The sequence below is a fragment of the Rhizobacter sp. P5_C2 genome (assembly GCF_054049715.1).
Map to the genome: position 1 here is coordinate 1 of NZ_JBFULV010000023.1, position 19,453 is coordinate 19,453.

The window sequence follows — 19,453 nt, forward strand, 5'->3', positions numbered from 1 at the left end:
GGGTGCGGGTGCGGGTGCGGGTGCGGGTGCGGGTGCCGGTGCTGGCGTCGGCGCAGGCGCCGGCGCCGGCGCGGGCGTCGGTGTCGAGCCGGAACTGGGTGTCGGTGCCGGGCCGTCATCAGACGAAGGGCCGCATCCGGCGACCAACGTGGTGGCAGCCAGTAGCACCAGGCTGGCGTGCCGCCAAACCGGCTTCAACCGATGCAGCCGCCTGGCAGTTGCGTGAAGGGCCAACCGAGTGTTCGCTGACGAACCGTCGTGACGCATCGAGTCCATGGATTCCTCCGACAGGGCTTGAGCCCATGTGCTTTTTTTCTTCTCCGGCCCTGAGGGGTCCGGACGGACCGAATGCGACAGGCAAGTTCTTGCAGAGGGCAAGCCCACACGGTCTCTTCGGTCTCATCGAGACTGGGCACGGTGTATCACGCCACCTGTCGCGGCCGGCCAATCTGCGCAGACTGTTGCAACTGAGTGGGTGTGTCATCGCAGCTCCACCAGCCGTTTCATAATCGCCGGTCCCCGCCCCCTTCCCAGCGATGCACCCCACACCAGGCCTGAGCGCCGTCGCCGGACTGCGCGTCGGCCACTTCACCGACAGCCGCCGGCCCACCGGCTGCACCGTCGTGCTCGCGCCCGCGGGCGCGGTCGGTGGCGTCGACGTGCGCGGTGCAGCACCCGGCACGCGCGAGACCGACCTGCTGTCGCCACTGAATGCCGTCGAACACGTGCACGCGGTGCTGCTGGCCGGCGGCAGCGCGTTCGGGCTCGACGCCGCCGGCGGCGTGATGCGCTGGCTCGAGGAGCGCGGCATCGGCTACCCGGTCGGCCCGCACCGCGTGCCGATCGTGCCGGCGGCGATCCTGTTCGACCTCTCCGTCGGCGCTGGCGGCATCCGCCCCGATGCCGCGGCCGGCTACGCCGCCTGCGAGGCCGCGGGTGATGCGCCGTGCGCCGAAGGCAACGTCGGTGCCGGTGCTGGCGCCTTGGTCGGCAAGCTGTTCGGTCTGGAGCGCGCGATGCGCGGCGGCTTCGGCCATGCCAGCGTCACGGTGGCGGGCATCACCGTCGGCGCGTGGGTCGCGGTCAATGCGCTCGGCGACGTGGTCGATCCGCGCAGCGGCCGCGTGCTGGCCGGTGCCCGCAGCGCCGACGGCCTCGGCCTGCTCGACAGCACGCAGGCGCTGCTGCGTGGCGAACTGCCGCACTCCATGCAACCCGGTGCCGCGACGACGATCGGCGTGGTCGGCACCGACGCGGTGCTGACCAAGGCCCAGGCCAACAAGCTCGCGCAGACCGCGCACGACGGGCTCGCGCGCAGCATCAGCCCGGTCCACACCCAGAGCGACGGCGACACCGTGTTCGCGCTTGCCACCGGCGCCAGCGGGCTCGTCGCCCACCCGACGCTGCTCGGCACGATGGCCGCCGAGGCGATGGCGCGGGCCGTCGTGCGTGCGATCGAGGCGGCCACCGGCTGGGGGCCGTATCCCGCCGCGCGCGACCTGGGCCTGCCCGCATGAGCGACACCTCGGCCGACACCTTCCCGCCCATCGTCTTCGTGCACGGCAACGGCGACACCGCCGCGCTGTGGCTCACCACCGTCTGGCGTTTCGAGAGCAACGGCTGGCCGCGCGAGCGGCTGCACGCGATCGACATGCCCTGCCCGCTCGCGCGCGATGACGACGGCGTCGCGCAACCCGGCCGCAGTTCCAGCGACGACGCGCGCCGCTGCGTCGCCGACGCGGTCGAGCAGGCCTGCCGCCGGCATGGTGTCGCGCAGGTCGTGCTGATCGCCAACTCGCGCGGCGGCTTCGCAGTGCGCAACTTCATCGCGAACGGCGGTGCGCGGCAGGTCTCGCACGCGATCCTCGGCGGCACGCCGAACCACGGCGTGTGGGCCGATGCGGCGTTTCGGCCGGGCAACGAGTTCAACGGCGCCGGTCCGTTCCTGCAGCGGCTGAATGACCCAGGTGACGGCAGCGAGACGACGCCCGGCCCGCGCTGGATGACCGTGCGCTCCGACGGCAACGACAAGTACGCGCAGCCCGACGGCCTGTGGATCGGCGCGCCCGGCCGGCCGACCGGCGTCGACGCCGACAGCCCGGCGCTGCGCGGCGCGCACAACGTCGTGATCGCCGGCATCGACCACCGCGAGACCTCGTTCGGCCCGGCCGCGTTCGACGTGATGTGGCGCTTCCTGACCGGCCGCGCGCCGGCGACCCTGCAGCCCACGCCATCGGACGGCGCGATCGAGCTCTCGGGCACCGTCTCGGGCCTGCACCCGCAGGCCGCGGTGCACGACAACCTGCCGCTGGCCGGCGCCACGGTCGAGGTGCATGCCACCGATGCGGCCAGCGGCGAACGCGTCGGCCCGCCGCTGTACCGCCACGTCGTCGGCAGCGATGGCGCCTGGGGCCCGCTCGCGACCGACAGCCGCACGCCGCTCGAGTTCGTCATCAGCGCGCCCGGACACAGCACGACGCACGTCTACCGCTCGCCGTTCACGCGCTCGTCGTCGCTGGTGCACCTGCGAGCGATGCGGCTGGCGGATGTCGATGCCGATGCCGACCCGGCCGCCGACCGCGAGGCCCTCTCGCTGGTGCAGCTGAGCCGGCCACGCGGCTACTTCGGCGTGCCGCGTGACCGCATCCTGCTCGACGGCCACCCACCGGCCGGGCTGCCGCCGGGCGTCGCGGGCCTGTCGCTGGCTGCCGTCAAGGTGACCGACACGGCAGGCCGTGCGGTGGCCGCAGAATTCAACGGCGAGCGCATTGTCGGCCGCGCCTGGCCGTGCGCCGAGGGGCACGTCGTGCTGCTCGAACTCCATTCCTGAACGAAAGAATCTTCGATGCGTTTGTCGCAGGTGTTGTTTTCCCAAGGCTTCGGCACGCGCCGCGAATGCGAGGGTCTGATCTGGCACGGGCTCGTATCGGTCGGCGGGCGGGTGATCGAGGAGCCGGCCGAAGAGCTCGACACCGAGGGCCTGCTGTTCACGGTGCAGGGCCGCGAATGGCGGTTCCACGAGAAGGCGCTGGTGCTGCTGCACAAGCCGACCGGCCATGAATGCTCGCAGAAGCCCAAGCATCACCCGAGCGTGCTGAACCTGCTGCCGCTGCCGCTGCGCAACCGCGGCGTGCAGCCGGTCGGGCGGCTCGACGAAGACACCACCGGGCTGCTGCTGCTGACCGACGACGGCACGCTGATCCACCGGCTGACCTCGCCGAAGCACCATGTGCCGAAGGTGTACGAGGTGACCGCCAAGCACGAGGTGACGCCGGACCAGGTGGCCAAGCTGCTGGACGGCGTGGTGCTCGACGACGACCCGGCACCGGTGCGCGCCGCGGCCTGCGAGGCCACCGGCACGAACACGCTGCGGCTCACGCTGACCGAAGGCAAGTACCACCAGGTCAAGCGCATGGTGGCCGCGGCCGGCAACCGGGTCGAGGCGCTGCACCGCAGCAGCTTCGGCGAGCTGACGCTGGAGGGCGTGCCGAGCGGCGCGTGGCGCTGGGTCAGTGCGGCGGAGCGGGAACAGCTGGTGCGCAAGCGCTGATCTCGGGGGGTGCTCCGCGCGAGCGGCGCGCTGCGCCGCGACGGATAATGCCCGCCCATGCGCGTCTTCAGCGGCTTTCATCATCCCGGCATCGCCGATGCCTGCGCCCTCACCATCGGCAACTTCGACGGCGTCCACCGTGGCCACCAGGCCATGCTGGCGCTGCTGCGCAGCGAGGCGCAGCACCGCGGGTTGCCGTCGTGCGTGATGACCTTCGAGCCGCACCCGCGCGACTACTTCGCCCGCGCCGCCGGCAAGCCCGAGCTGGCCCCGGCGCGCATCGCGACGCTGCGCGACAAGCTCTCCGAACTGGAGCGCTGCGGCATCGACCAGGTCGTGGTGCTGCGCTTCGACCACGCGCTCGCGTCGCTGTCGCCCGAGGCCTTCATCGTCGACATGCTGGTGCGCGGGCTGGGCACCCGCTACATCCTGGTCGGCGACGACTTCCGCTTCGGCGCCCGGCGGGGCGGCGACTACGCGATGCTCGATGCCGCCGGCCCGGCCCAGGGCTTCGACGTGGCCCGCATGAAGAGCTACGAGGTGCACGGGCTGCGGGTGTCGAGTTCGGCGGTGCGGCAGGCGCTGGCCGCCGGCGACATGGTGCAGGTCGAATCGCTGCTGGGCCGCAGCTACAGCATCAGCGGCCACGTGGTGCACGGGCGCAAGCTCGGCCGCGAGCTGGGATTCCGCACGCTGAACCTGCGCTTCGCCCATGCCAAGTCGGCCGCGATGGGCATCTACGCGGTGCGCACCCACGGGCTGGGCGAGCAGCCGCTGGACGGCGTCGCGAGCCTGGGCGTGCGCCCGACGGTCGAAGACGCCGGCCGCGTGCTGCTCGAAGTGCATTGCCTCGATTGGCCTGCACGCCTCGGGGCCGAGGGGGCCTACGGTAAACTCGTCAGGGTGGAACTGCTGCACAAACTTCGCGATGAAGCCCGTTTCGACGGGCTGGAAGCCCTGACGGCGGCGATCGAGCAGGACGTGCAGGACGCCCGCGTCTGCCTCGCCTCGTACGCCGCGCAACGCCGCCAGACCACGCGCGACCGAATTTAACGCTCGCCGCCCCTCCCCTTCTTTTCGCGAGCCCCGGCGCCCTGGCGCCGGCACCTGTCTTCGAGACGCGCCGCGCGGCGCGCAAAGCCATGACCGACAAGACCACGGACTACCGAAGCACCCTCAACCTGCCCGACACGCCGTTCCCGATGCGCGGCGACCTGCCCAAGCGCGAACCGGGCTGGATCAAGGACTGGAGCGACCAGGGCGTCTACAAGCAGTTGCGCGATGCCCGCGTGAACCGCCCGCGCTTCGTGCTGCACGACGGCCCGCCCTATGCCAACGGCACGCTGCACGTCGGCCACGCGGCCAACAAGATCCTGAAGGACATGATCGTCAAGGCGCGCCAGCTGGCCGGCTACGACGCGCGCTACACGCCGGGCTGGGATTGCCACGGCCTGCCGATCGAGAACCAGATCGAGAAGACCTTCGGCCGCAACCTCGACCGCGCCGACGTACAGGCCAAGAGCCGCACGTATGCCGGCGAGCAGATCGCGCAGCAGATGGCCGATTTCAAGCGCGTCGGCGTGCTGGGCGACTGGGACCACCCGTACCGCACGATGGACTTCGGCAACGAAGCCAACGAGATCCGCGTGCTGAAGCGGCTGATCGAGCGCGGCTTCGTCTACCGCGGGCTGAAGCCGGTCTACTGGTGCTTCGACTGCCACTCGTCGCTGGCCGAGTTCGAGATCGAGTACGCCGACAAGCAGTCGCAGACGGTCGACGTCGCCTTCCTGGCGGCCGAGCCGGCGAAGGTGGCCGCGGCCTTCGGCCTGCCATCGCTCGCGAAGGAAGCGTTCGCGGTGATCTGGACCACCACCGCGTGGACCATCCCCGCCAACCAGGCGCTGAACCTGAACCCGGCGCTCGAGTACGCGCTGGTCGACACCGAGCGCGGCATCCTGCTGCTGGCGCTGGCGCTGGTCGACAAGTGCCTGGAGCGCTACGGCCTCACCGGCACGGTGCTCGCGACCACGCTCGGCAAGAACCTCGACGGCCTCACCTTCCGCCACCCGCTGGCGCACGTCGACCCCGGCTACGACCGCGTGAGCCCGGTGTACCTGGCCGACTACGCGACCGCCGATGATGGCACCGGCATCGTGCACTCGTCGCCGGCCTACGGCGTGGACGACTTCAACTCCTGCCGCGAGCATGGCCTCGCGATCGACGACATCCTGAACCCGGTGCAGGGCAACGGCGTCTACGAGGCGACGCTGCCGCTGTTCGGTGGCCAGCACATCTGGAAGGCCGCGCCGCTGGTGGCCGATGCGCTGCGCGATGCCGGCCGGCTGCTCGCCACCTCGAAGCTGACGCACAGTTACCCGCACTGCTGGCGCCACAAGACGCCGGTGATCTACCGCGCCGCGGCGCAGTGGTTCGTGCGCATGGACGAGGGCGACGGCGTGTTCACGAAGGACAAGGCGCCGAAGACGCTGCGCCAGACCGCGCTCGAGGCCATTGGCCAGACGAACTTCTTCCCGGAGAACGGCCGGGCCCGGCTGCACGACATGATCGCGAACCGGCCCGACTGGTGCATCAGCCGCCAGCGCAACTGGGGCGTGCCGCTGCCGTTCTTCCTGCACAAGGCGACCGGCGAGCTGCACCCCGACACGATGGCGCTGATCGACCGCGCGGCCGAGGTGGTGCAGCAAGGCGGCGTCGAGGCGTGGTCGAAGCTGACGGTCGACGAGGTGCTGGGCGCCGAAGCCGGCGACTACATCAAGAGCAACGACATCCTCGACGTGTGGTTCGATTCGGGGTCGACCTTCTACCACGTGCTGAACGAGAAGGTCGGCAGCCAGCCGGGCACCACCGCCGGGCCGGAGGGGGCAGCCGGCCCCGAGGCCGACCTGTACCTCGAAGGCCATGACCAGCACCGCGGCTGGTTCCATTCGTCGCTGCTGATCGCCTGCGCGACGGAAGGCCATGCGCCGTACCGCGGCCTGCTGACGCACGGCTTCACGGTCGACGGCCAGGGCCGCAAGATGAGCAAGAGCCAGGGCAACTTCATCTCGCTGCAGGAGTCGGTGCAGGAGATGGGGGCCGAGATCCTGCGCCTGTGGTGCGCGTCGACCGACTACTCGGGCGACCTCGCGATCGACAAGAAGATCCTGGCGCGCGTCGTCGATGCGTACCGCCGCATCCGCAACACGCTGCGCTTCATGCTGGCCAACACCAGCGATTTCGACCCGGCGACCGATCTGGTGCCGCTGGCCGACATGCTCGAGATCGACCGCTATGCGCTCGCGCGCGCGGCGCAGTTCCAGGCCGAGGTGCTGAAGCACTACGAGGTCTACGAGTTCCACCCGGTGGTGGCCAAGCTGCAGGTGTTCTGCAGCGAGGACCTGGGCGCGTTCTACCTCGACGTCTTGAAGGACCGGCTGTACACCACCGCGCCGAAATCGCTGGCCCGGCGCAGCGCGCAGACCGCGCTGTGGCATGTGACGCACGCGATGCTGCGCTGGATGGCACCGTTCCTGAGCTTCACCGCCGAGGAGGCCTGGAAGGTGTTCGCGCCGGCGCAGTCGGCGTCGATCTTCATCGAGACCTTCAGTGACACCTCGGCCTGGGCCGACGACGCGCTGCTCGCGAAGTGGAGCCGGCTGCGCGAGATCCGCGACGTGGCCAACAAGGAGATCGAGGCGCTGCGCAGCGCGGGCCAGGTCGGCTCGTCGCTGCAGGCCGAGCTGCTGATCACCGCGGCGGCCGACGACCTCGCGCTGCTCGCGTCGCTCGGCGACGACCTGCGCTTCGTGACGATCACGTCGCAGGCGCGGATCGCGACGGGCGCGGAACTGGCCGTCGCCGTGACGCCGTCGTCCGCGACCAAGTGCGAGCGCTGCTGGCACTACCGCGACGATGTCGGCAGCGATGCGCAGCATCCGACCATCTGCGGCAGGTGCACAAGCAACCTGTACGGTTCGGGCGAGGCGCGTACAGTCGCCTGAAATTTTGCAAGGAGCCCTCGATGAACCACAACGATCCTCGCGTGGAGTACCCCGATCTGTTCAAGCTGCCGGTGGATGAGCGGCTGCAGCTGGTCGAGGAGTTGTGGGACAGCATCGCGGAAGAGAAAAAGCACGACACCACGCCCGTGTCGGAAGCCGTGGCACTCGAACTCCGCGAACGTCTCGCCCACTACGAAGCCCATCCGGAGTCGGCCTTGACCTGGGATGAAGTCCAGCGGCGAGCGCGCGAGGACTGATGCGCAAGCTTGTTTTCACATCCCACTCGTCCAAGGACTTTCGACAGGCACGCCGCTGGTACGAGGAGCAACGTGAAGGCTTGGGGCCGAAGTTCATGGACGCGGCGAATGCGACATTGATGCACATCCAGCGCGCTCCCCTTTCCTTCCAGGAAGTGCTGGCGCCGTTCCGCCGGGCCGTGATCCGACGATTTCCTTACGAACTGTTCTACACGTTTGATGACCAGAGGGTCCTGGTCGTCATGTTGTTCCACACGGCACGCGATCCCGCTGTCGCGCTCGCACGCCTGCGCAATCACTGACACCATGTCCTTCAAGAAATCCTCCGCCTCCCTGCTCCCCTGGCTGGGCATCGCCCTCGTCGTCATCGTGCTCGACCAGCTGACCAAGTCGCTGATCCTCGCCAACTTCGCGTACGGTGACAGCGTCCATGTCACGCCGTTCTTCAACGTGGTCCGGGTGCACAACACCGGCGCGGCGTTCTCGTTCCTGGCCGGTGCCTCGGGCTGGCAGCGCTGGTTCTTCGTCGGGCTGGGCGCAGTGGCCGCCGGGTTCATCGTCTGGATGCTGCGCAGCCACGGCGGCCAGAAGATGTTCGCGTGGGCGCTCGCGCTGATCCTCGGCGGCGCGCTCGGCAACGTGATCGACCGGCTGCTGCACGGCTACGTCGTTGACTTCATCCAGGTGCACTGGGCCGACAAGTTCTTCCCGTCGTTCAACCTCGCCGACAGCGCGATCACGCTCGGCGCGATCCTGCTGATCGTCGACGAGCTGCGGCGGGTGCGCAAGGGCAAGTAGCCGCTGCGCCCCGTGCCTGGCCTGAGCCGTCAGGCCAGCTTCGTGAGGAAGCCGCGGATCGCGTCCGCGATCTCCGCGGCATGCGTCTCCAGCGCGAAATGCCCGGTCTCGAAGAACTGCACCTGTGCCGCGTCGATGTCGCGCTTGAACGCCTCGGCGCCCGCCGGCAGGAAGAACGGATCGTGCCGCCCCCACACCGCGAGCAGCGGCGGCTGGTGCTTGCGGAAATACGCCTGGAACTGCGGGTACAGCGCGACGTTGCTCGCGTAGTCCACGAACAGGTCGAGCTGGATCTCGTGCGCATCCGGCCGCGCCAGGTAGTGGTTGTCCAGCCCGTAGCCGTCGGGCGACACCCGGCTCGCATCGGCCACGCCGTGCGTGTACTGCCACAGCGTCGCTTCCGGCGCCAGGAATGCGCGCAACGCATCGCGGTGCGCCGGGGTCGGCTCGCGCCAATAGGCCTGGATCGGGTTCCAGCCCTCGCTCAAGCCTTCTTCATAGGCATTGCCGTTCTGCGTGACGATCGCCGTGATGCGCTCCGGGTGCTTCAGCGCCAGCCGCAGGCCGACCGGCGAACCGTAGTCGAACACGTAGATCGCGTAGCGCGCCAACCCGAGCTGCTCGGTGAAACCGTCGATCACCTGCGCCAGGTTGTCGAAGGTGTACGCGAACTGCTCGCGCGGCAGCAGCGTCGTCTGGCCGAAGCCCGGCAGGTCCGGTGCGATCACGCGGTAGCGGTCCGCCAACTTCGGGATCAGGTCCCGGAACATGTGGCTCGAACTGGGAAACCCATGCAGCAACAACAGCACCGGTGCCAGTGCCGGCCCGGCTTCCCGGTACGCCACCTCATGCTCGCCCACGCTCACGCGCCGATAGCTCACGTTCGTCATCTCTCGCTCCTTCAAGTAACCACACAAATGTGTTCGATCAGGTTAACTTCTTGGAAGTAACCTGTCAAACAACATCAATAGAGTTACGAGCGTTGCGCGTGGCGTTCACGGTGGGCGGCCTGCTTGGCCCGGTTGCCGCAGACGGCCATGTTGCACCAGCGGCGTTTGTGACCGCGTGTCCTGTCGAGGAACAACAGCGTGCAGGCGGGCCCCTCGCAGGCCTTTACCTGGCTGAAGTCCGCGCTGGTCAGCAGCTCCGCCATCGCCTGGGCGATCGGCAGCAACAGCGCATCCGGCGAGCGCCAGCGCCGCATCGGCGCCCATTGCAGGCCGGTGATGCTGTCGTCGACGGCGGCCGGGTCTGCCGCAGCGCAGATCTGGCCGTAGCCTTCGTCGCGAGCCAGCAACCGGTTCAGCGGTTCCAGCCCCGCCACCGCCTGCGCGTCGAGGCGCCGCCCGCGGTGCTCGCGCACGAAGCCGCGGAACCACTCGCGCAGCGCCCGGGCCTGCGCGGCGACGGCGTCGAGTTCGCCGGGGCCGGCGTTGGCGAGGGTCTCGTCCAGCACCGATGCCGGCACCAGGCCCGCCTGCCGCAGCCAGGCGATCAGGTCCTCGCCCGACGCCAGGTACTCCACCGGCACGTCCAGCGGCACCGACACCGAGTTGAGGAAGTCCAGGCCGAGCGCATCGGCGATGAACATCGCGGGAGGTCTGGCATCCGTCATCGCATCACCTTGTGGGGTTCGACTCGGCCGAGTCGATAACCGTCAATTCTAATGTTGACAGGTTATATCTATGAAGATAACCTGCAATCCTCATTTTTTTCGGTTATGCACGGAGGACGCAATGACGATGACAGCACGCGAGAACCAGCGCTTTATGGCGCAGAGGATGAAGCCGACGGTCGCGCTGATCCTGGAAGCGGTCGAGCACCGCGCCGCATGAGGAGCACCAGCATGTCGAATTCAGTCGTGATCGTGACCGGCGCCAGTTCCGGCATCGGCAAGGCAACCGCCTTGCGCCTCGCGAAGGACCACGCTTGCGTGGTGTTGTGCGCGCAGCGCCAGGACGCGCTGGAGGAAGTGGCAACGCAGATCCGTGCGATGGGAAAGCAGGCGCTCGTCGTGGCCGCGGACCTGAGCCGACCCGACGCTGCGGACACCGTGGTCGGCGCAGCGCTGCAGGCCCACGGGCGCATCGATGCGCTGGTCAACGTGGCCGGCGCGGTACCGGGCCTCGACGTGTTCGCGATGACGGACGCGCAATGGGACGCCGGCATGGCGCTGAAGTTTCACGGCGCGCGCCGGTTGACGCTGCGCGCGTGGGAGGCGCTGCGCGCGAGCAGCGGCAGCGTGGTGTTCGTGTCGGGCAACGCGGCGGAGGCACCGAAGGCGTCGATGGCGGCGGTGGGCGCGATCAACGCGGCCATCGAAGCGCTGGCGAAAGCCTTCGCCGAACGCGGCATCGCCGACGGCGTTCAGGTGAACAGCGTCTCGCCCGGCGCGGTGATGACGGGCCGGCGCCTCGGCATGATCGAGCGCATGGCCACCGCCAAGGGCATCACGCTGGACGACGCGAAGGCGGCCGTTTTGCAGCAGGCCGGCATCCGCCGCTTCGGCGAGGCCGACGAGATCGCCGAGCTGATCGCGTTCGCGGTGTCGCCCGGCGCGCGCTGGATGACCGGCACGGTGCTGCGCATCGACGGCGGCGAGACGAGGTCGGTGTGATCTCGTCGATCTAGGCCGACACGCCGACGATCACGCTGGAGGCCTTGAACACCGCGATCGCGGTGCTGCCGACCTCCAGCGCCAACGCGGCCGCGCTGTCGTTCGTGATGATGGCCGCCACCGCGCCGCCACCGGCCAGTGCCATCACCACCTCGCAGTTCACCGCGCCCGGCGTGACCCGCGACACCACGCCCTTCAGCTGGTTGCGGGCCGACAGGCGAACGCCGCGCATCTCGGTCATCAGGATGATCGACGAGGCCTTGATCAGCGCGAAGGCCTTCGCGCCGACCACGAGCCCAAGTTCGAGCGTGCTCTCGTGCGTGATGCTCGCGACGATGCGCAGCCCGCCGATCGCCTCCAGCTCGATCTCGTCGTTGACGGCGCCGCCGCGCAACCCCACCACGGTGCCGGCGAACTGGTTGCGTGCGCTCGTTCTCATCGCCAGCCCTTCAAGCAGTGAATAGTCGCCGGCCAGGCCCGCGGCCTGCCGGTTCAAGCGCTCGACGAAGCGCGCATGCTCCTGCTGGATCAGCACGACGTTGCGCAACAGCTGCTCGCCGCGCGGCGTGAGCCGCGTGCGGCCGCCGCCGGGGCCGCCGGCGCTGCGTTCCAGCAGCGGCTCGCCGGCCAGGTTGCTCATCTGCTCGACCGCGTCCCACGCGCCCTTGTAGCTGAAGCCGGCGGCCTTCGCGGCCTGCGTGATCGAGCCCAGCCGCGCAATTTCCACCAGCAGCCCGATGCGGCGCGCACCGGCCAGGCTCTGTCCGCCCAGGTTCAGCGTCAGCTCGGCGGCGAGCGTGAGGCTGTCGTCCGGTGCGTCAGTCACCGACGACTCCATCGCGCAGATGCAGCACCTGTTCGCCGAAGCGGCGCAGGTCGTCCGGGTCGTGCGTGATCATCACCAGCGGGATGTCGATCTGCGCCAGCAGCCGGTCCAGCTCGTCGCGCGTGCGCTCGCGCAGGTCCGGGTCGAGCGCGGAGAACGGCTCATCCAGCAGCAGCGCGCGCGGCGCGGCAACCAGCGCACGGGCGAGCGCGGTGCGCTGGCGCTGGCCGCCCGAGAGCTGGTGCGGCAGCTGCGACGCGACCGGCGTGAGCTCGAGCGCGGCGAGCCAGCGCTCGACCGCCTCGCCGCCGGCATCGCGAGGCGGATTCAACCAGCCGCGCCGCAGGCCGAAGGCGACGTTCTGCCGCACGTTCAGTTGCGGGAACAGCGCGTAGTCCTGGAACAGGTAACCGAAGCGGCGTTGCCGCGCCGGCACCGCGATGCGCGCGCCGCTGTCGAACAGCGTCTCGCCGTTGAACGCGATGCGGCCGGCGTCGGGCCGCAGCAGCCCGGCGATCGCCTGCAGCGTCAGCGACTTGCCCGCGCCCGACGGCCCGTAGATCACCGTGCGGCGCGCCTGCGCGGTGAAGCGCACCTGCAGCTCGAAGCGCCGCTGCGGGCTGCTGACCGTCTTGCGGATGTCGACCTCGAAGCTCATCGCACCGCACTCCCCCGCAAAGGCCGGCCGGACAACAAGCGCCCGGCCAGCAGCAGCACCACGATGCAGGTCAGCGACGTGATCAGCACCAGCACGTTGGCCACGCCGTCCTGCCCGGCCTGCACCGCTTCGTAGACCGCGACCGACAGCGTCTGCGTGCGCCCGGGGATGCTGCCGGCCACCATCAGCGTCGCGCCGAACTCGCCGAGCGAGCGCGCGAACGACAGCAGCAGTCCGGCCAGGATGCCGCGCCACGCGAGCGGCAGCGTGATGCGAAAGAACACCGCCGCCTCCGACAGGCCCAGCACGCGCCCGGCGTTCTCCAACTGCGGGTCGACCCCCTCGAAGGCCGCGCGCGCCGCCTTCAGCACCAGCGGCAGCGCGACCACGCTCGCCGCGATCACCGCGCCCTGCCAGGTGAAGATCAGCTGGATGCCCAAGTGCTCGTACAGCCAGGCGCCGAGCCAGCCGCGCTTGCCGATCAGCACCAGCAGGTAGTAGCCGAGCACGGTCGGCGGCAGCACCATCGGCAGCGTGAGGATCGCATCGAGCAGCTCGCGCCCCGGGAAGCGCCCGCGCGCCAGCAGCAGGCCCAGGCCGACGCCGAGCACCAGGTCGATCAGCGTGGCCCAGCCGGCCACCTTCAGCGACAGCGCGAGCGGAATCCACGCGGACTCCGCGGCGTTCACGGCTTCTGGAAGCCGTAGCGCGCCAGCACCGCCTGGCCGGCCGGCGACAGCAGGTAGTCGACGAAGGCGCGAGCGGCCGCCGGGTTCGGGCCGCCGGCGATCAGCGCCACCGGGTAGCGGATGGGGGTCTCGGTGGGCACGGTGAGYGCCACCTTGACCTTGTCCTTCAGCACCGCGGCGTCGGTGCCGTAGACGAAGCCGGCCTCGGCCTCGCCGCGCGCCACGTAGTCGAGCGCCTGGCGCACGTTCTGCGCGTAGACGGCCTTGGGTTCGACGTCGGCCCACAGCTTCGCGGCCTCGAGCGCGCCCTTCGCGTAGCGGCCGGCCGGCACGCCGCTCGGCTGGCCGAGCGCGATGCGCTTGACGGCCGGCTGCTTCAGGTCGGCCAGCGTGGCCAGCGCCAGCGTGCTGTCGGACGGCGTGACCAGCACCAGCGTGTTGCTGACGAAGTCGCGGCGCGAGCCGGCGGCCACCAGTTGCTGTGTTTGCGCGCGGTCCATCGTCTCCTGGTCGGCCGACGCGAACACGTCGACCGGCGCGCCCTTGGCGATCTGCGCCAGCAAGGCGTCGGAGGCGGCGAAGTTCAGCAGCAGCTTGGTGCCGGGGTTCTGCGCCTCGAAGGCGGGAGCCAGTTCCTTGAAGGCGTTGGTCAGGCTGGCGGCGGCCGAGACGGTCAGGTCGGCGGCGTGGGCCGTGGTGGCGAGGACCGAGAAGGCCGCGATCAGCAGGCGGGCAGCGAGGCGCATGGTGGGGCGATACAGCGTGGAGGACCCCGAAATGTAGCGCACTACATTTCGCGTGGCCCGGATGCCAATCCGGGCTACGGGATCAGCACCGAACCGCCGACCGTCTTGCGCGATTCCAGGTCGGCGTGCGCCTGCGCCGCGTCCTTCAGCGCGTAGCGGTGCTCCACCGGGATCTTCACCTGCCCGCTGGTCACCATCGCGAACAGCTCGTCGGCCATGACCTGCGTCGACTCGCGGGTCGCGATGTGCGTGAACACCGTGGGCCGCGTCAGGAACAGCGAGCCCTTCGCGCCGAGCACGCCCAGGTCGAACGGAGGCACCTTGCCCGACGCGCTGCCGTAGCTGGCCATCAGGCCGAAGGGCTGCAGGCAGTCGAGCGACTTGTCCCAGGTGTCGCGGCCGACGCCGTCGTACACCACCTTCACGCCCTTGCCGCCGGTGATCTCGCGCACCCGGGCCGCGAAATCCTCCCGCGCGTAGTTGATCGTGAAGGCCGCGCCGTGCGCCTGTGCGGCGGCGCATTTCTCGTCGGTGCTCGCGGTGCCGATCAGCTGCAGCCCGAGCGCGCGCGCCCATTGGCAGGCGATCAGCCCGACCCCGCCGGCCGCGGCATGGAACAGCACGAAGTCGCCCGCCACGAGGCCTCCCTGCGGCAGCGTGCGGCGCAGCAGGTACTGCGTCGTGAAGCCCTTCAGCATCATCGCCGCGCCTTCGTCGAAGCCGATCGCGTCGGGCAGCTTCACGACGCACTTGGCCGGCATCACCCGCAGCGTCGCGTAGGCACCGGGCGGCTGGCTGACGTAGGCCGCGCGGTCGCCCACGCGCAGGTGCGAGACGCCCTCGCCCACCGCCTCGACGATCCCCGCGCCTTCGACGCCGATGCCGAACGGCGCCGGCAGCGCGTACGCGCCGCTGCGGTGGTAGACGTCGATGTAGTTGATGCCGACCGCATGGTGGCGGATGCGGATCTCGCCCGGGCCGGGTTCGCCGACCACGACCTCCGACAGCGTCAGGGTCTCGGGTCCGCCGGCTCGATCGAGGCGGACGGCGTGTGCAGTAAGTGGCATGGCTTGCTCCAGTGGATGCGGTATCGTGCCAGCACTCCCGCGACCCCTGCCCACGCCCGGTCTTGAAACGCCTCACCACCGCACCCAACCTCGCCCTCGCCCAGCTGTGGGCCGACATGCTCACGCAGACGGGTATCCCCACGACCGTGCAGCGCGCGTTCGCCAGCAGCCTCTCCGGCGGCGTGCCGCCCAGCGAGACGCTGCCCGAGCTGTGGGTCGACGACGAGGCCGACCATGCACTCGCCGTCGTGCGGCTGAACGAGCTGCAGCATCCGCGCCGCCAGCTGTGGGCCTGCCCGCAATGCCATGAAGTGATCGACGGCCCGTTCGAGCAGTGCTGGAACTGCGGCGCCGCGATGCCTTCCGCATGACGGCGCTGAATCCCCGCATCATCCTGATGCTGACCCTGCCGCCGGTGCTGTGGGCCGGCAACGCGGTGGTCGGCCGGCTGATGGTCGGCAGCGTGCCGCCGCTCGCGCTGAATGCGCTGCGCTGGTCGCTCGCCTTCGTGCTGCTGCTGCCGCTCGGCTGGCGCCTGCTGAAGCAGCCGCGCGACCTGCTCGAACGCTGGCGCTACCTGGCACCGCTCAGCCTGGTGGGCGTCGGCAGCTACAACGCGCTGCAGTACATGGCGGTGAGCACCTCCACGCCGATCAACGTCACGCTGATCGCCGCCAGCTCGCCGCTCTTCATGCTGGCCGTCGGCGCGCTGGCGTATGGCGAGCAGCCGACGCGGCGCCAAGCCGCCGGCGCCGCGCTGTCGCTGCTGGGCGTCGCGCTGGTGCTGTCGCACGGCCACCCGTCGACGCTGCTGCAGCTGCACCTGGTGCCCGGCGACCTGCTGATGCTGCTGGCCACCGCGCTGTGGGCGATCTACAGCTGGATGCTGGCGCGCCCGCCGGCCTCGATGCGCTACCCCGAGCGGCCGGCCTGGAGCGGCGCCGAGTTCCTGCTCGCGCAGGTCGGCTTCGGCGCGCTGTGGGCCGCCGCCGGCGCGGGCGCCGAGCAGGCGCTCACCGGGCAGCCGGTGCTGTGGTCGGGGTCGGTGTACGCGGCGCTGGCCTACGTGGCGATCGGCCCGTCGATCGTCGCCTACTTCTGCTGGGGCGCCGGCGTCACCGCGGTGGGGCCGGCGATCGCCGCCTTCTTCGCCAACCTGACACCGGTGTTCGCCGCGCTGATGTCGGCCGCGATGCTCGGCGAAGGGCCGCAGTGGTACCACATCGCGGCGTTCGGGCTGATTGCCGCGGGGATCGTCGTAACATCCCGCGCAGCGCCCCGCAGGACACCATGACACCTTCCGGTTCCGACGCAGCTCCCCCCGCCCGCAAGCGTTCCTGGCAACTGCTGTACGGTGCCGCTGCGCTGCTGATCCTGGTGGTGATCGGGCTTGACCAGTTCCTGGGCGTCAAGGTCAACGAGCGCTTCGGCGATTCGCTGGCCGCCGACCGCGGCTGGGCCGCGCGCTTCGAGGCGCTGGGCGAGCTGCGCCGGCTGGCCGGCGAGGTCGACGCGCCGGCCAACGACATCTTCGCGTCGGGCCAGGTCGACACCGAGCGCCTGCGGCTGCATGCCGCGCATGAGCGCTTCAAGCAGTCGCTCGCGACCGCGATGCAACGCTTCGAGAGCCACCCGGCCGAAGGCGAACGCGAGCTGATGGTGCAGGGGCTGCAATCGGCCGGCAGCACGGTGCAGCGCATGGTCGAGCAGTCCGAGACCACGCTGCAGCGCTTCGGCGAACAGCGGCTCGATGCGGCGTCGCGCGCGATGGTCGAGGTCGACCGCAGCTACGCGCAGCTGCAAGAGGATCTGCGCGGGGTCGGGCGCATCTCGCGCACCCTCCAGAAGGCGCAGTTCGATGCGCTGAGCCGGTCGGTGAGCCGCTACCGCTGGCTCGAGTTCGCGAGCGCCGTCGGCGTCACCGCGATCACGCTCGGCATGCTGGTCTACGGCTTCCTGATCCGCCGCCGCATGGAAATGGCGTCGGCCGACAAGGCCCGGCACCTGACCGAGCTGCAGGCCGCGAAGGACGCGGCCGAGGCGGCGAGCCAGGCCAAGTCGCAGTTCCTCGCCAACATGAGCCACGAGATCCGCACGCCGATGAACGGCGTGCTGGGCATGACCGAGCTGCTGATGGGCACGACGCTGAACGACCAGCAGCGCCGCTTCGCCGACAGCGCGCACCGCTCGGGCCAGGCGCTGCTGGGCGTGATCAACGACATCCTCGATTTCTCGAAGATCGAGGCCGGCAAGTTCGAGGTCGAATCGCTGCCCTTCAACCCCTGCGAGGTGGCCTACGACGTCGCCGAGCTGCTGGCGGTGCAGGCGCATGCCAAGGGGCTCGAGGTGATCTGCCAGATGGGCCCCGACCTGCCGCTGCGCGCCTACGGCGATGCGGCACGGCTGCGCCAGGTGCTGATGAACCTGATGGGCAATGCCGTCAAGTTCACCGAGCGCGGGCACGTGATGATCTCGGTGGTGAAGCTGCCGGCCAGCAGCGCGGCGCACAACCATGCGGCGCTGCTGGAGTTCGCGGTGTCGGATTCGGGCCCGGGCATCTCGACGGCCGACCAGGCGCGGGTGTTCGATGCCTTCACGCAGGCCGACAGCTCGCGCACCCGGCGCCACGGCGGCACCGGCCTCGGGCTGACGATCTCGAGCCAGCTGGTGGCGATGATGGGCGGCAAGCTGCAGCTGCACAGCACGCGCGGCGAGGGATCGCGTTTCTGGTTCTCGCTGCCGATGCGGCTGGTGCCCGACAACCCGACGATGCTGACCGACCGTGAGGCGGCGGCGCTGCAGGGGCTGCAGGTGCTGGTGGTCGACGACAACACGACCAACCTCGACATCCTGCGCCACCAGCTGACGGCCTGGGGGCTGCGGGTGGACACCGCCGACAGCGGCGAGCACGCGCTCGAGCTGATGAGCAAGCGGCCGGTGGTGCACGACCTGGCGATCCTCGACGTGCACATGCCCGACATGGACGGTCTCTCGCTGACGCAGCGCATCCGCGCGAACCGCCGGCTCGACGGGCTGAAGCTCGTGATGCTGAGCTCGCAGGGGCTGGACATGCCGGCGATCAGCCTGACGCGGCTGGGCATCGAGCGCTGGCTGTCGAAGCCGGTGCGCAAGCAGGAGCTGCGGCGCGCGCTGATCGACCTGCTGGCGCACGAGGCGCAGCCGGTGCCCGATGCCGTGCTGCCCGCCCCCGAGTTGCCGGTGCACGTCCCGGCAGGCCCGGTGCGGAGCGCGCGCGTGCTGCTCGCTGAGGACCACCTGGTGAACCAGGAGGTGGCGGCCCAGATGCTGCGGCTGGCCGGCTACGACGTGCAGGTGGTGTCCGACGGCCAGGCCGCGATCGATGCGGCCCGCAGCCACGCCTTCGACGTGGTGCTGATGGACTGCCTGATGCCGGTGGTCGACGGCTTCGAGGCGACCGCGCGGCTGCGCGAGATCGAGCGGGCCGAAGGCGTCAGCGGCAGCGCCCGGCTGCCGATCGTCGCCCTCACCGCGAACGCGATGAAGGGCGACGTGGAAGCCTGCCTCGCCGCCGGCATGGACGACTACGTCGCCAAGCCGTTCACGCAGGAGCAGCTGGTGGCGGCGATCGAGCGGCGGTTGAAGGCGCGCAATTCGTCTCACACCTCATAAGAGGAGGTCTCGTCCGTCTCGGTCAGCTCAGCCGGCTTCAGCTCGAGCACCCTCTTCCACGCCGCATTGAGGTCCTTTCTGTGAACGGCGGTCGTTCCCATATTTGGCACTACCGCATTCAACTGAGATGCGAGCTCCTTCCACGTATCCATTTCTACGTCAGACCAACCAACTCCATTCTCGTCGTTCGCTTGGGCCGAAGCGGTTCGTGTCAGCAGGTTCCTTTCCCATTCATTCAGACCTCTCCCAGAGTTCAGGCCAGAGCAACCGGTTTCGATCCCCCAGAAAACTTTGCGTCGTTCGTAGAGCTGTTGATCACTCAGCTCGAATTCTTGATCACTCGACAATAACTTTGGATCAAACGACGAGAGCTCTTCATCACTCGGCGCGACGACTGTAGTCGTCGTGGCGCCCATATCCTGCATCTGCCGAAACCTCGCGAAGAATGCCGCTGCTTTGCGCTTGGTTTCTCGACACGCAATTCCTGCTGACGTGGTAATCCCACCAATCGTGTATCGCACTTGACTGCCGAACGTTCTGACCTGACGCAACATGACTACTCCTGTACCGAACTGCTGAAACTGCATCCACCC

The 19,453-nt window shown here is 69.6% G+C and carries 20 protein-coding genes; 12 read left to right on the plus strand and 8 right to left on the minus strand.

The features are described from left to right. Positions 1 to 536 precede the first annotated feature (536 nt). The 8 genes from ACXJLU_RS10710 to lspA all read left to right on the plus strand — a co-directional run bounded on the left by ACXJLU_RS10710 (position 537) and on the right by lspA (position 8,606). Positions 537 to 1,517 (plus strand): P1 family peptidase, encoded by a 981-nt coding sequence (locus tag ACXJLU_RS10710; protein ID WP_457330641.1) that lies wholly within the window; start codon positions 537 to 539, stop codon positions 1,515 to 1,517. After that, positions 1,514 to 2,830 carry a twin-arginine translocation pathway signal gene (locus ACXJLU_RS10715; protein ID WP_457330643.1) on the plus strand — a complete coding sequence of 439 codons (1,317 nt, stop codon included), beginning with the start codon at positions 1,514 to 1,516 and terminating at the stop codon, positions 2,828 to 2,830. Before ACXJLU_RS10710 ends, ACXJLU_RS10715 begins: the two co-directional genes overlap by 4 nt. A 15-nt stretch (positions 2,831 to 2,845) precedes the next feature. Then, on the plus strand, positions 2,846 to 3,550 hold the full coding sequence (locus ACXJLU_RS10720) for a pseudouridine synthase (RefSeq protein WP_457330645.1): 705 nt from the start codon (positions 2,846 to 2,848) through the stop codon (positions 3,548 to 3,550). A gap of 57 nt (positions 3,551 to 3,607) precedes the next feature. Beyond that, positions 3,608 to 4,603, plus strand: a complete 996-nt coding sequence (locus tag ACXJLU_RS10725) for a bifunctional riboflavin kinase/FAD synthetase (protein ID WP_073464699.1) — start codon at positions 3,608 to 3,610, stop codon at positions 4,601 to 4,603. 89 nt (positions 4,604 to 4,692) lie between these two features. Then, positions 4,693 to 7,551 (plus strand): isoleucine--tRNA ligase, encoded by a 2,859-nt coding sequence (ileS, locus tag ACXJLU_RS10730; RefSeq protein ID WP_457330647.1) that lies wholly within the window; start codon positions 4,693 to 4,695, stop codon positions 7,549 to 7,551. Positions 7,552 to 7,571: 20 nt separating this feature from the next. Further along, on the plus strand, positions 7,572 to 7,808 hold the full coding sequence (locus ACXJLU_RS10735; RefSeq protein ID WP_457330649.1) for an addiction module protein: 237 nt from the start codon (positions 7,572 to 7,574) through the stop codon (positions 7,806 to 7,808). Next, positions 7,808 to 8,110: a type II toxin-antitoxin system RelE/ParE family toxin gene (locus ACXJLU_RS10740; protein ID WP_457330651.1), complete on the plus strand. Its 303-nt coding sequence runs from the start codon at positions 7,808 to 7,810 to the stop codon at positions 8,108 to 8,110. Before ACXJLU_RS10735 ends, ACXJLU_RS10740 begins: the two co-directional genes overlap by 1 nt. Before the next feature lie 4 nt (positions 8,111 to 8,114). After that, complete coding sequence (gene lspA / locus ACXJLU_RS10745; protein ID WP_457330653.1) at positions 8,115 to 8,606, plus strand: signal peptidase II; 492 nt, start codon at positions 8,115 to 8,117, stop codon at positions 8,604 to 8,606. Between the two features lie 29 nt (positions 8,607 to 8,635). Here lspA and ACXJLU_RS10750 read toward each other — a convergent pair whose 3' ends face one another. After that, on the minus strand, positions 8,636 to 9,496 hold the full coding sequence (locus ACXJLU_RS10750; RefSeq protein WP_457330655.1) for an alpha/beta fold hydrolase: 861 nt from the start codon (positions 9,494 to 9,496) through the stop codon (positions 8,636 to 8,638). 83 nt (positions 9,497 to 9,579) lie between these two features. Continuing rightward, positions 9,580 to 10,221: a CGNR zinc finger domain-containing protein gene (locus tag ACXJLU_RS10755; RefSeq protein ID WP_457330657.1), complete on the minus strand. Its 642-nt coding sequence runs from the start codon at positions 10,219 to 10,221 to the stop codon at positions 9,580 to 9,582. A 231-nt stretch (positions 10,222 to 10,452) separates the two neighbouring features. On the opposite strand from ACXJLU_RS10755, the gene ACXJLU_RS10760 reads away from it, so the two are divergent. Further along, a complete protein-coding gene (locus tag ACXJLU_RS10760; RefSeq protein ID WP_457330659.1) occupies positions 10,453 to 11,223 on the plus strand; it encodes an SDR family NAD(P)-dependent oxidoreductase in 771 nt (256 codons plus the stop codon). A 10-nt stretch (positions 11,224 to 11,233) separates the two neighbouring features. Here ACXJLU_RS10760 and ACXJLU_RS10765 read toward each other — a convergent pair whose 3' ends face one another. The 5 genes from ACXJLU_RS10765 to ACXJLU_RS10785 all read right to left on the minus strand — a co-directional run bounded on the left by ACXJLU_RS10765 (position 11,234) and on the right by ACXJLU_RS10785 (position 15,209). After that, a complete protein-coding gene (locus ACXJLU_RS10765) occupies positions 11,234 to 12,049 on the minus strand; it encodes a TOBE domain-containing protein (RefSeq protein ID WP_457330661.1) in 816 nt (271 codons plus the stop codon). Continuing rightward, positions 12,042 to 12,707 (minus strand): sulfate/molybdate ABC transporter ATP-binding protein, encoded by a 666-nt coding sequence (locus ACXJLU_RS10770; RefSeq protein WP_457330663.1) that lies wholly within the window; start codon positions 12,705 to 12,707, stop codon positions 12,042 to 12,044. Before ACXJLU_RS10770 ends, ACXJLU_RS10765 begins: the two co-directional genes overlap by 8 nt. Next, positions 12,704 to 13,396: a molybdate ABC transporter permease subunit gene (gene modB / locus ACXJLU_RS10775; RefSeq protein ID WP_457330665.1), complete on the minus strand. Its 693-nt coding sequence runs from the start codon at positions 13,394 to 13,396 to the stop codon at positions 12,704 to 12,706. Before modB ends, ACXJLU_RS10770 begins: the two co-directional genes overlap by 4 nt. Beyond that, complete coding sequence (modA, locus tag ACXJLU_RS10780; protein ID WP_457330667.1) at positions 13,393 to 14,142, minus strand: molybdate ABC transporter substrate-binding protein; 750 nt, start codon at positions 14,140 to 14,142, stop codon at positions 13,393 to 13,395. Before modA ends, modB begins: the two co-directional genes overlap by 4 nt. Before the next feature lie 74 nt (positions 14,143 to 14,216). Next, a complete protein-coding gene (locus tag ACXJLU_RS10785) occupies positions 14,217 to 15,209 on the minus strand; it encodes a quinone oxidoreductase family protein (RefSeq protein WP_457330669.1) in 993 nt (330 codons plus the stop codon). Between the two features lie 62 nt (positions 15,210 to 15,271). Between ACXJLU_RS10785 and ACXJLU_RS10790 the strand changes: the two genes are divergently transcribed. From ACXJLU_RS10790 to ACXJLU_RS10800, 3 genes are read left to right on the plus strand one after another with little or no spacing between them, the layout of a single operon-like run. Continuing rightward, entirely contained in the window at positions 15,272 to 15,580 is a 309-nt protein-coding gene (locus ACXJLU_RS10790) for a putative signal transducing protein (RefSeq protein WP_457330671.1), read from the plus strand. Next, positions 15,577 to 16,503, plus strand: a complete 927-nt coding sequence (locus ACXJLU_RS10795; RefSeq protein WP_457330673.1) for a DMT family transporter — start codon at positions 15,577 to 15,579, stop codon at positions 16,501 to 16,503. Before ACXJLU_RS10790 ends, ACXJLU_RS10795 begins: the two co-directional genes overlap by 4 nt. Beyond that, on the plus strand, positions 16,500 to 18,860 hold the full coding sequence (locus tag ACXJLU_RS10800) for a response regulator (protein ID WP_457330675.1): 2,361 nt from the start codon (positions 16,500 to 16,502) through the stop codon (positions 18,858 to 18,860). The genes ACXJLU_RS10795 and ACXJLU_RS10800 overlap by 4 nt, the downstream gene beginning before the upstream one ends. Here the strand turns inward: ACXJLU_RS10800 and ACXJLU_RS10805 are convergent. Next, positions 18,848 to 19,414: a hypothetical protein gene (locus ACXJLU_RS10805; RefSeq protein ID WP_457330677.1), complete on the minus strand. Its 567-nt coding sequence runs from the start codon at positions 19,412 to 19,414 to the stop codon at positions 18,848 to 18,850. The two genes, ACXJLU_RS10800 and ACXJLU_RS10805, sit on opposite strands and share 13 nt — an antisense overlap. Between the last annotated feature and the right edge of the window lie 39 nt (positions 19,415 to 19,453).

Coding starts and splice junctions, on each gene's coding strand:
- ACXJLU_RS10785 (WP_457330669.1), bottom strand. CDS start 15,209: ATGCCACTTACTGCACACGCCGTCCGCCTCGATCGAGCCGGCGGACCC.
- ACXJLU_RS10770 (WP_457330663.1), bottom strand. CDS start 12,707: ATGAGCTTCGAGGTCGACATCCGCAAGACGGTCAGCAGCCCGCAGCGG.
- ACXJLU_RS10800 (WP_457330675.1), top strand. CDS start 16,500: ATGACACCTTCCGGTTCCGACGCAGCTCCCCCCGCCCGCAAGCGTTCC.
- ACXJLU_RS10710 (WP_457330641.1), top strand. CDS start 537: ATGCACCCCACACCAGGCCTGAGCGCCGTCGCCGGACTGCGCGTCGGC.
- ACXJLU_RS10805 (WP_457330677.1), bottom strand. CDS start 19,414: ATGTTGCGTCAGGTCAGAACGTTCGGCAGTCAAGTGCGATACACGATT.
- ACXJLU_RS10755 (WP_457330657.1), bottom strand. CDS start 10,221: ATGACGGATGCCAGACCTCCCGCGATGTTCATCGCCGATGCGCTCGGC.
- ACXJLU_RS10760 (WP_457330659.1), top strand. CDS start 10,453: ATGTCGAATTCAGTCGTGATCGTGACCGGCGCCAGTTCCGGCATCGGC.
- ACXJLU_RS10750 (WP_457330655.1), bottom strand. CDS start 9,496: ATGACGAACGTGAGCTATCGGCGCGTGAGCGTGGGCGAGCATGAGGTG.
- ACXJLU_RS10715 (WP_457330643.1), top strand. CDS start 1,514: ATGAGCGACACCTCGGCCGACACCTTCCCGCCCATCGTCTTCGTGCAC.
- lspA (WP_457330653.1), top strand. CDS start 8,115: ATGTCCTTCAAGAAATCCTCCGCCTCCCTGCTCCCCTGGCTGGGCATC.
- ACXJLU_RS10735 (WP_457330649.1), top strand. CDS start 7,572: ATGAACCACAACGATCCTCGCGTGGAGTACCCCGATCTGTTCAAGCTG.
- ileS (WP_457330647.1), top strand. CDS start 4,693: ATGACCGACAAGACCACGGACTACCGAAGCACCCTCAACCTGCCCGAC.
- ACXJLU_RS10725 (WP_073464699.1), top strand. CDS start 3,608: ATGCGCGTCTTCAGCGGCTTTCATCATCCCGGCATCGCCGATGCCTGC.
- ACXJLU_RS10795 (WP_457330673.1), top strand. CDS start 15,577: ATGACGGCGCTGAATCCCCGCATCATCCTGATGCTGACCCTGCCGCCG.
- ACXJLU_RS10720 (WP_457330645.1), top strand. CDS start 2,846: ATGCGTTTGTCGCAGGTGTTGTTTTCCCAAGGCTTCGGCACGCGCCGC.
- ACXJLU_RS10740 (WP_457330651.1), top strand. CDS start 7,808: ATGCGCAAGCTTGTTTTCACATCCCACTCGTCCAAGGACTTTCGACAG.